Below are 8,499 nucleotides of genomic sequence, written 5' to 3' on the forward strand. Positions count from 1 at the left end.
GCCTCTTTGGCGACCTGCAGTTTGAAACGCGCGTCGTATCTGTTCATGTATCCCTCGGGGTTGGATCTGGTGTCCAATTCCCGGGGGTCACTTCAAGGATGGGTTTACGGCGTCTCCCGCAACCGGACCCACCCCGCCATCCCTCAGGAAACCAGCTTCTGCTGTTGCTTAGGCTTTGGCCTCTGCAGGTGCAGGGCTGCAAGCCCTGCAGAACAAACCCACCCCCCTACCAAGGTAGGGCGGCCCGCGCGCCAGCGCCGGACTATCCTCGAACCCATGACTTTGTCTGGGAGGGCTGCGTCATGAACTACGAGGAAACCTACCGTCGCTCGATCGACGAGCCGGAGGCCTTCTGGGGCGAGGAAGCCAAGCGCATCCATTGGCACAAACCGCCGCAGCAGGTGCTCGACTACAGCAACCCGCCGTTCCGGCGCTGGTTCGTCGGCGGCGAAACCAATCTCTGTTACAACGCGGTCGACCGCCACCTGGCTGAGCGCGCCGACCAGCTGGCGTTGGTCGCCATCTCCACCGAAACCAACAGCACCCGCGAGATCACCTATCGCCAGCTGTATCGCGAAGTGAACGACTTCGCCGCCGTGCTCAGGCACCTGGGCGTCGGTCACGGTGACCGCGTGGTGATCTACATGCCGAACATGGCCGAAGCGGTATTTGCCATGCTCGCCTGCGCGCGCATCGGTGCGGTGCACTCGGTGGTGTTCGGCGGCTTCGCCGCGCACAACCTGGCGCTGCGCATCGACGATGCCAAGCCCAAACTGCTGATCGCCGCCGATGCCGGCATGCGCGGCGGCAAGCTGATTCCGTACAAGGCGATGGTCGACGCGGCCTGCGCAGAGGCCAGTAATCCGCCGCCACATGTGTTGATCGTGTCGCGTGGGTTGGACCCGGCCGAGCCGCGTGTGGCGGGGCGCGATGTGGAATACGCCACCCTGCGTGCGCAGATCGGCGAAACCGATGTGCCGGTGCAGTGGCTGGAATCAAGCGAGCCGAGCTACCTGCTGTACACCTCCGGCACCACCGGCAAGCCGAAGGGCGTGCAACGCGATGTCGGCGGCTATGCGGTGGCGATGGCGCAGTCGATGGAGACCGTGTTCGACTGCCGGCCAGGGCAGGTGATGTTCTCCACCTCCGATGTCGGCTGGGCGGTCGGCCATTCCTACAACGTGTACGGCCCGCTGATCGGCGGCTGCACCTCGCTGCTCTACGAAGGGCTGCCGACCAACCCGGACCCGGGCATCTGGTGGGCGCTGTGCGAGCAGTACAACGTGCGCACGATGTTCTCGTCGCCCACCGCCATCCGCGTGCTGAAGAAGCACGACGCGGACTTCATCCATCGCCACGACCTGGGCGCGCTGAAGTACCTGTTCCTGGCCGGCGAGCCGCTGGACGAGCCGACTGCGCACTGGATCAGTGAAGCGCTCGGCAAGCCGATCATCGACAATTACTGGCAGACCGAAACCGGCTGGCCGGCGCTGACCCTGCTGCCGGGCCTGGAGATGAAGCCGGTGCGGTTCGGTTCGCCGGGCTTCCCCAACCTCGGTTACCGGATGAAGGTGATCGACGAGAACACCGGCGAGGAAGTCGCAGCGGGGCAGAAGGGCGTGCTGGTGATGACCCCTCCATTGCCGCCGGGCTGCATGAGCACGGTGTGGAACGACGACAGCCGTTTCCTGCAGAGCTACTTCAGCCACTTCAAGGAACTGCTGTACAGCTCGCTGGACTGGGCGATCCGCGACGATGATGGCTACACCTTCATCCTCGGCCGCACCGATGATGTGATCAACGTGGCCGGGCACCGCCTGGGTACGCGCGAGATTGAAGAAGCCATCTCCAGCCATCCGCGCGTGGCCGAGGCTGCCGTGATCGGGGTCAAGGATGAACTGAAGGGGCAGGTGCCGCTGGTGTTCGTCACCCTCAAGCAGGGGCTCGATGGCGAGGATCCGGCGCCGGTGGTGGCCGAGATGATGGCCACGGTGACCGCATCGCTCGGTGCGGTTGCGCGCCCGGCGCACGTGCACGTGGTCAACGCGTTGCCCAAGACCCGCTCGGGCAAGCTGCTGCGGCGTTCGCTGCAGGCGCTGGCCGAGCAGCGTGACCCGGGCGACCTGTCGACGCTGGATGATCCCAGCGCGCTGGAGGAGATCCGCCGCGCGCTGGGCCGCTGATCTGGTAGTGCCGGCCGCTGGCCGGCAACCTCGGGATTGATGGGATTGCCGGCCAGCGGCCGGCACTACCCTCTGTGTCCAGCACTTGCGCTAAGCTCGGCCTGTCATCGACCTGCAACACGCGGCGCGCGCCGGGGAAGGCGCGTGCCGTCCGGGGATGTCACACAGGGGAGCGTGCCCACCAGGGCGCGCAGGCATCGCGCATCGAGGGAAGGGGGAGCAATGGCATTGCTGCACGCCAAGACGGCCGCTGGCCGCCAGGAAATCGAGGACCGTGGCCGGCGCCTGCCGGCGGCACTGCGTTCGATCCTGCTGATGGTCGATGGCCATCGCGATGACACTGAATTGCGCGGCCTGTTCGAAGGCCTGCGTGCACCCCCCGATGCACTGGAGCAATTGTCAGCGCAGGGCCTGATCGAAGTGATCGGCGGAAGTGCAGAGGTGACACCGCTGAGTGGCATCAGTACCGGGCGCGAACAGGATCCGGCGCTGTACCAGCAGCTGTACGACGCGATGAGCGAGGCGGTACGCCGCCATCTGGGCCTGAAGGGCTATTTCATGCAGTTGAAGATCGAACGCTGCACCGATGCGCTGGCACTGGAGCGCCTGTGCCCGGAGCTGCTGGCGGCCGTCGGCAAGGCGCGCAGCCCGGCGCTTGCGCAGCGCTGGTGGCAGGAAACCCAGGCGGCACTGGCGAGTGGCAGCAGCGAGGTCGTACAGGCCTCAGCCACCGCGTAAAGTGATCGGTTTACTTCCCACAAGGAGTCTCCCGTGCAGGACGACCACGACGACACCGATACCCCCGGCTGGGACGCGATCAACGCCGCGCTTGCGCCGTTGCATGCCGGCCAGGAACCGCGCCATTACGGCACTGCATTGCCCTACACGCTGGGCGGTCAGGATCCCCTGGATGGCATCAGTGTGTACTGGGCGGATGCGCCGGTCCGGCACTGGCACTACATCACCTATGGCTTCTCCGAGCTGTACGCCAAGGAAAGCAGCGATGCCGCTACCAGCGGTTATGGCTTCGAACTGACGTTCCGCTTGGCTGCGAGCGCCGGCGAGAGCGCAGGCAGTGAGCCGCCGGTGTGGCCGATGAACCTGCTGCAGAACCTGGCGCGCTATGTGTTCGGCAGCGGCAACGTGTTCGAGGACGGTCACCACCTCAATGCCAATGGCCCGATCGCGCTGGAGACCGACACGCGGTTGTGCCACCTCGCCTTCATCGCCGACCCGCAGCTTCCCGCGCGTGATACCGCCAACGGTCATCTGCAGTTCCTGCAGCTGGTCGGGTTGACTGATGAAGAAATGGAGGCGGTCAAACGCTGGTCGACGCGCGGCGTGCTGCAGGTGCTGCAGCCGGCGATGCCACTGTGGATCAGCGACCTGCATCGCGGCAACCTGCTGGAGGATCCGGTACTGGCTGCACAGGTGCAGGCCGGCAGCGAGCGCGAAGGCTCCAGCACCGGCATGTTGTTCATCGAGACGCTGGACTGGCGCCAGGAGGCGGGCGTCACCACCCTGGTGCTCGGCGCGGGCCAGGTGGCCAGTGTGTGCGAGCTGCTGCCATTGCGCTTGCGCCACGGCAAATCGCTGGAACTGGTCAGCCGCGAGCGGCAGTGGGAGTTCATCCCGGCCGGGCGCGGTGAAGCCGGCGACGTGTCCGCCGACAGCGCGCGCTGGGCACTGGACGAGGCGGGACTGCAGGCCCTGGCGGGCGTGCGTGCCGAGCGCGGCATCTACCCGGTGGCGGCGGCGCTGCGCATCGAAGTGGTGCCGACCTACCTGCGCGATGCCAAGGGCGAGGTGATCCGCCAGATCGGCTGAGCGGATCGATGGGACTGATGGGGTCAGAGCCGCCTGCTGCGCAGACGGATCCGACCCCGACTCAAACCCGGGGGCAGGTCAGGCCAGGCCTTCGGCCTTCAGCGCGGCCTGCACGCCAGCGTCGGCGTCCATGCGCGCCTTGTAGGCGGCCAGGTTGTCCAGGCCGGACAGGTCGACCTTGGTGCCGGCGGCCCAGCGCAGGGTGATGTAGAAGTACGGATCGGCGAAGCTGCGGAAGCCGGCGAGCCAGGCCTTATCGGCCAGCTGTTTGTCGGCGGTCTCGAACAGGCCGCGCAGGCGCTTGTGTGCGGCGGCGCGGATCGCATCGAACTGGCTTTCGTCGGCAATGAACTTGCCCGGCGCGAACAGCGGCGAGAATGCCGGATGCACATCGGAATTGACGAAGGCCAGCCAGCGGGTGGCTTCGGCGCGCTGGCGCGGGCTGCCGTCGCCGCCAAGGCCGGCCTGCGGGAAGCTGTCGGCGATGTAGCCCATGATCGCGGCGTTCTGCAGCAGCACGAAGTCGCCATCGACCAGTGCGGGAACGGCACCGGCCGGATTGATCTTGAGGAATTCCGGGCCCTTCAGGGTGTCCTTGTTCAGCAGTTCAACCTCGAACGGCTGGCCGGTCCACTGCAGGGCGATGTGGTCGGCGGTGGAACAGGCACCGGGCTTGCTGTACAGCTTCATGGGAACTCCAGGTGATGCGGGCGGGAAACCCCCACTATCCCAGAGCTTGCTGGCGGGCGGCAACGCTGCCGCCAGCACGGATCGTTACGACTGCCGTGGCTTGAGGTTCTGCACCTTATAGAAGGTGTGATCGCCGATGGTGGCCACCTGGTAAGCGTTGCGCCAGTTCGGGCTGGCGATGGCCAGCGCGGCGAAGTGGCTGGCACCGGGCACGATCTCGCGGCGCTCGCCGGCCGGCAGCGCCCAGTTGCGCTCGGCGTCGAAGGCCACGTTCATCGCCTCGCTCCAGGCCGCGTCGTTGCCCAGCTGGGTGCCGGGGGAGACGATGGTCGGTGCGAACTGCTTGCGCGCGGTGACCACCTGGCACATCGAGTCACCCCACAGGCCGCTGTCGAGGCGGCGCAGGGCAACCTCGGCCACGGCCTGTTGGCCACGCAGGGTCTGGTCGCGGGCTTCCAGGTACACGGTGGTGCTCAAACACAATGAATCAGCGGCCGGCTGCGGCAACAACTGCGACAGCCAGAGAATCCAGGCCAGTTTCATATAACTCCTTGCTCCGTATGGGCCGCACGCTCCGGTTCCGGCCGCGGGGGCGACAGGAGGCGGGGTACGACTTGGCGTCATGGGGAGGCGGCCATCGGGGCCGCCCCGTGGGCAGCCCCAAAAGAACGATCAGTACCGATCGAGGGGGCCGCGCCGGCTCACCGGAAACTGGCTGGTGAGCGGAAAGATGGCGCAAGGTAGGGGGGGATAGCCGAACGCATCGTGAATCGCCCGGCTTGACATTCAGGTTCGGCAGGGGTGACGGAAATCACATTCCGCCCCCCATTCAGGTGCTCATCAAAGCGCAGCGGCGATCCGGCTGCCCTGGTCGATGGCCCGCTTCGCATCCAGTTCGGCGGCTACATCGGCACCGCCGATCAGCTGCGCGTTGATGCCGGCGGCCTGCAGTTCGGCCTGCAGCGTGCGGTTCGGCTCCTGGCCGGCGCAGATCACCACGTGATCGACCGGCAGCAGTTGTTCGCTGCCTTCAACGCGGATGCGCAGGCCTTCGTCGTCCACGCCCAGGTACTCGACGCCGCCGAGCATGCGTACGCCCTTGGCCTTCAGTGTGGCCCGGTGGATCCAGCCGGTGGTCTTGCCCAACCGCGCGCCGGGCTTGCCTGGGCTGCGCTGCAGCAGCCACAACCGGCGCGGCGACGCCTCGGCCTGCGGCCGCGCCAGCGAGCCGCGGGCCTCGAAGGTGGCGTCTACGCCCCATTCGGCCATCCAGCGCTGCGGGTCCAGCGACGGCGACTCGCCCGAATGGCTGAGGAACTCGCCGACGTCGAAGCCGATGCCGCCGGCGCCGATGATCGCTGCATTGGCGCCGACTTCGACACGGCCCAGCAGCACGTCCAGGTAGTTCACCACCTTGGCGTGGTCGGCACCGGGGAAGTCGACCTTGCGCGGGGTGATTCCCGTGGCCAGCACCACCTCGTCGAAGCCGGCCAGATTGGCGGCATCGGCGCGGGTGCCGAGGCGCAGCTGCACGCCGGTCTCGCCCAGCGTGTGGCGGAAGTAGCGCAGGGTCTCGTGGAATTCTTCCTTGCCCGGGATGCGCTTGGCCACGTTGAACTGGCCGCCGATCTCGTCGTTGGCATCGAACAGGGTGACCTGGTGGCCACGCTGGGCAGCGACGGTGGCGCAGGCCAGGCCGGCCGGGCCGGCGCCGACCACGGCGATCTTCTTCGGTGCGGCAGTGGGGTGGTAGACCAGCTCGGTCTCGTGCGCGGCACGCGGGTTGACCAGGCAGCTGGCCAGCTTGTTCTCGAACACATGGTCCAGGCAGGCCTGGTTGCAGGCGATGCAGGTGTTGATCGCCTCGGCACGGCCGGCGCGGGCCTTGTTCAGCCATTGCGGGTCGGCCAGCAGCGGCCGCGCCAGCGACACCATGTCGGCGCCGCCGCCGGCCAGGATGCGCTCGGCCACGTCGGGCATGTTGATGCGGTTGGTCGCCACCAGCGGCACCTTGACGTGCGGCTTGAGCTTGGAGGTAACCCCGGCAAAGGCCGCGCGCGGTACCGAGGTGGCGATGGTCGGAATGCGCGCTTCATGCCAGCCGATGCCCGAGTTGATGATGGTCGCGCCGGCAGCCTCGATGGCCTGCGCCTGCTGCACGATCTCCTCCCAGTTGCTGCCGTCTTCCACCAGGTCGACCAGCGACAGGCGGTAGATGATGATGAAGTCCGGACCGCAGGCCTCGCGGATGCGGCGCACGATCTCCACTGCGAAGCGCATGCGCTGGCGGGCGTCGCCGCCCCATTGGTCAGCGCGCTTGTTGGTGCGTGGTGCGATGAACTCGTTGATGAGGTAACCCTCCGAGCCCATCACTTCGACGCCGTCGTAGCCGGCCTCGCGGGCCAGCTTCGCGCTGCGTGCGTAGTCGGCGATATGACGTTCGACGCCACCGGCCGACAGCGCGCGCGGGGTGAACGGGTTGATCGGCGCCTTCAGCTTCGACGGCGCCACCGACAGCGGGTGGTAGGCATAGCGGCCGGCATGCAGCAGCTGCAGGCAGATCTTCGCGCCGTGCTGGTGCGCGGCGGCGGTCAGCTGTCGATGCGGGCGCACCTCCCATGGCCAGGACAGCTTGCCGCCGAACGGCTTCAGCCAGCCGACCACGTTCGGGGCGAAGCCACCGGTCACGATCAGGCCGACACCGCCCTCGGCGCGCTCGGCGAAGTAGGCGGCCAGGCGCGGGAAGTCGCGGGCGCGATCTTCCAGGCCGGTGTGCATCGAGCCCATCAATACGCGGTTGCGCAGCTGGGTGAAGCCCAGGTCCAGCGGGGCGAACAGGTGGGGATAGGCGCTTTCGTTGGCTGGCGACATGGTCGATACGCTTGCGTACGGAAGCGCGAAGCGTGCCGCGAAATGGCGGCCGGGGCAAGGGCTGGCGAATCGGCTACCCCTGGCCGCGCTGCGCGCTCGCCGGGCGTGGCCGGGCGCTACCCACCGCGGGACGACCAATCCCGAACCAGCCCAGCGTCACGCCGCACAGCGGGCCGATCAGCAGGGCGAAGGCCAGCGTGCCCAGGCCGACATCACCGCCCAGCCACCAGCCCAGCAGCAGCACGCTGCCTTCGATCAGGCTGCGCACCTTCCAGATCGGCCAGCCCGTACGGGCGTGCAGTCCGGTCATCAGGCCATCGCGCGGGCCCGGGCCGAGCCTGGCGCCGATGTACAGGCCGGTGGCCAGCGCGACCAGCAGCATGCCGGCGCAGAACATCGCCAGCTGCCAGCCGAGGCCGACTGCTGGCGGCAGCAGCCACAGGCCGAACTGCGCGGACGGGCCGATCAGCATCACGTTGAGCACGGTTCCCGCGCCTGGCTTCTGTCGCAATGGCCACCACAGCAGCAGCACCAGTGCGCCGATCACGTTGGTGGCCAGGCCGAAGGACAGCGGCGTCTGCGCGGCGATGCCCTGCGACAGCACATCCCACGGCGCCACGCCGATGGCGGCACGGATCATCAGCGAGGCACCGAAGCCATAGAGGAACAGGCCGACGATCAGTTGCAGCAGGCGCAGGGGCAGGGCGGTGGGCATGGGAGGCTCGGGGGAGGAGAGTCTGTTTCCACCGTAATCCCGGATCAGCAACTTCCATAGATACAGATGCAGGTCAATCCGCCGCCACAGGTAGCGTCGAGCCTGCATGTGGGGCTGTTCTGTAGATACCGTGTCGCCCTCGCCTAGGCAAGGACGACGTCAGGCTCAAAGGGTCGGCCACTTCTCAGTACGCCCCAAATCAGATGGATGAGC

General features: G+C 67.3%; 7 protein-coding genes. 3 read left to right on the forward strand and 4 right to left on the reverse strand.

Features of this window, described 5'->3' with window-relative positions:
* Nucleotides 1–302 precede the first annotated feature (302 nt).
* From prpE to AC0Z6F_RS22405, 3 genes are all read left to right on the forward strand, one after another.
* Nucleotides 303–2,183: a propionate--CoA ligase gene (gene prpE / locus AC0Z6F_RS22395; protein WP_485618609.1), complete on the forward strand. Its 1,881-nt coding sequence runs from the start codon at nucleotides 303–305 to the stop codon at nucleotides 2,181–2,183.
* 222 nt (nucleotides 2,184–2,405) lie between these two features.
* Nucleotides 2,406–2,921: a hypothetical protein gene (locus AC0Z6F_RS22400; protein ID WP_004145636.1), complete on the forward strand. Its 516-nt coding sequence runs from the start codon at nucleotides 2,406–2,408 to the stop codon at nucleotides 2,919–2,921.
* A gap of 33 nt (nucleotides 2,922–2,954) precedes the next feature.
* The gene (locus tag AC0Z6F_RS22405) at nucleotides 2,955–4,010 is read left to right on the forward strand and encodes a suppressor of fused domain protein (protein WP_065722663.1); all 1,056 of its coding nucleotides are present in this window, start codon (nucleotides 2,955–2,957) and stop codon (nucleotides 4,008–4,010) included.
* Nucleotides 4,011–4,088: 78 nt separating this feature from the next.
* On the opposite strand, the gene AC0Z6F_RS22410 is transcribed toward AC0Z6F_RS22405, so the two are convergent.
* From AC0Z6F_RS22410 to yczE, 4 genes are all read right to left on the reverse strand, one after another.
* Entirely contained in the window at nucleotides 4,089–4,700 is a 612-nt protein-coding gene (locus AC0Z6F_RS22410; protein ID WP_004145642.1) for a glutathione S-transferase N-terminal domain-containing protein, read from the reverse strand.
* A gap of 84 nt (nucleotides 4,701–4,784) precedes the next feature.
* Nucleotides 4,785–5,243, reverse strand: coding sequence for a cell wall hydrolase (locus AC0Z6F_RS22415; RefSeq protein WP_004145661.1), 459 nt, complete (start codon nucleotides 5,241–5,243; stop codon nucleotides 4,785–4,787).
* A gap of 297 nt (nucleotides 5,244–5,540) precedes the next feature.
* Nucleotides 5,541–7,571, reverse strand: coding sequence for an FAD-dependent oxidoreductase (locus AC0Z6F_RS22420; RefSeq protein WP_485618612.1), 2,031 nt, complete (start codon nucleotides 7,569–7,571; stop codon nucleotides 5,541–5,543).
* 73 nt (nucleotides 7,572–7,644) lie between these two features.
* Nucleotides 7,645–8,286 carry a membrane protein YczE gene (yczE, locus tag AC0Z6F_RS22425; protein WP_012510167.1) on the reverse strand — a complete coding sequence of 214 codons (642 nt, stop codon included), beginning with the start codon at nucleotides 8,284–8,286 and terminating at the stop codon, nucleotides 7,645–7,647.
* Nucleotides 8,287–8,499: the final 213 nt, after the last annotated feature.

It is taken from the genome of Stenotrophomonas sp. 1L-E-5-B-C3 (assembly GCF_057292075.1).

Excerpts from the sequence above, each read along its gene's own strand:
- prpE (WP_485618609.1), top strand. The coding sequence starts at position 303 with ATGAACTACGAGGAAACCTACCGTCGCTCGATCGACGAGCCGGAGGCC.
- AC0Z6F_RS22400 (WP_004145636.1), top strand. The coding sequence starts at position 2,406 with ATGGCATTGCTGCACGCCAAGACGGCCGCTGGCCGCCAGGAAATCGAG.
- AC0Z6F_RS22410 (WP_004145642.1), bottom strand. The coding sequence starts at position 4,700 with ATGAAGCTGTACAGCAAGCCCGGTGCCTGTTCCACCGCCGACCACATC.
- AC0Z6F_RS22415 (WP_004145661.1), bottom strand. The coding sequence starts at position 5,243 with ATGAAACTGGCCTGGATTCTCTGGCTGTCGCAGTTGTTGCCGCAGCCG.
- AC0Z6F_RS22420 (WP_485618612.1), bottom strand. The coding sequence starts at position 7,571 with ATGTCGCCAGCCAACGAAAGCGCCTATCCCCACCTGTTCGCCCCGCTG.
- yczE (WP_012510167.1), bottom strand. The coding sequence starts at position 8,286 with ATGCCCACCGCCCTGCCCCTGCGCCTGCTGCAACTGATCGTCGGCCTG.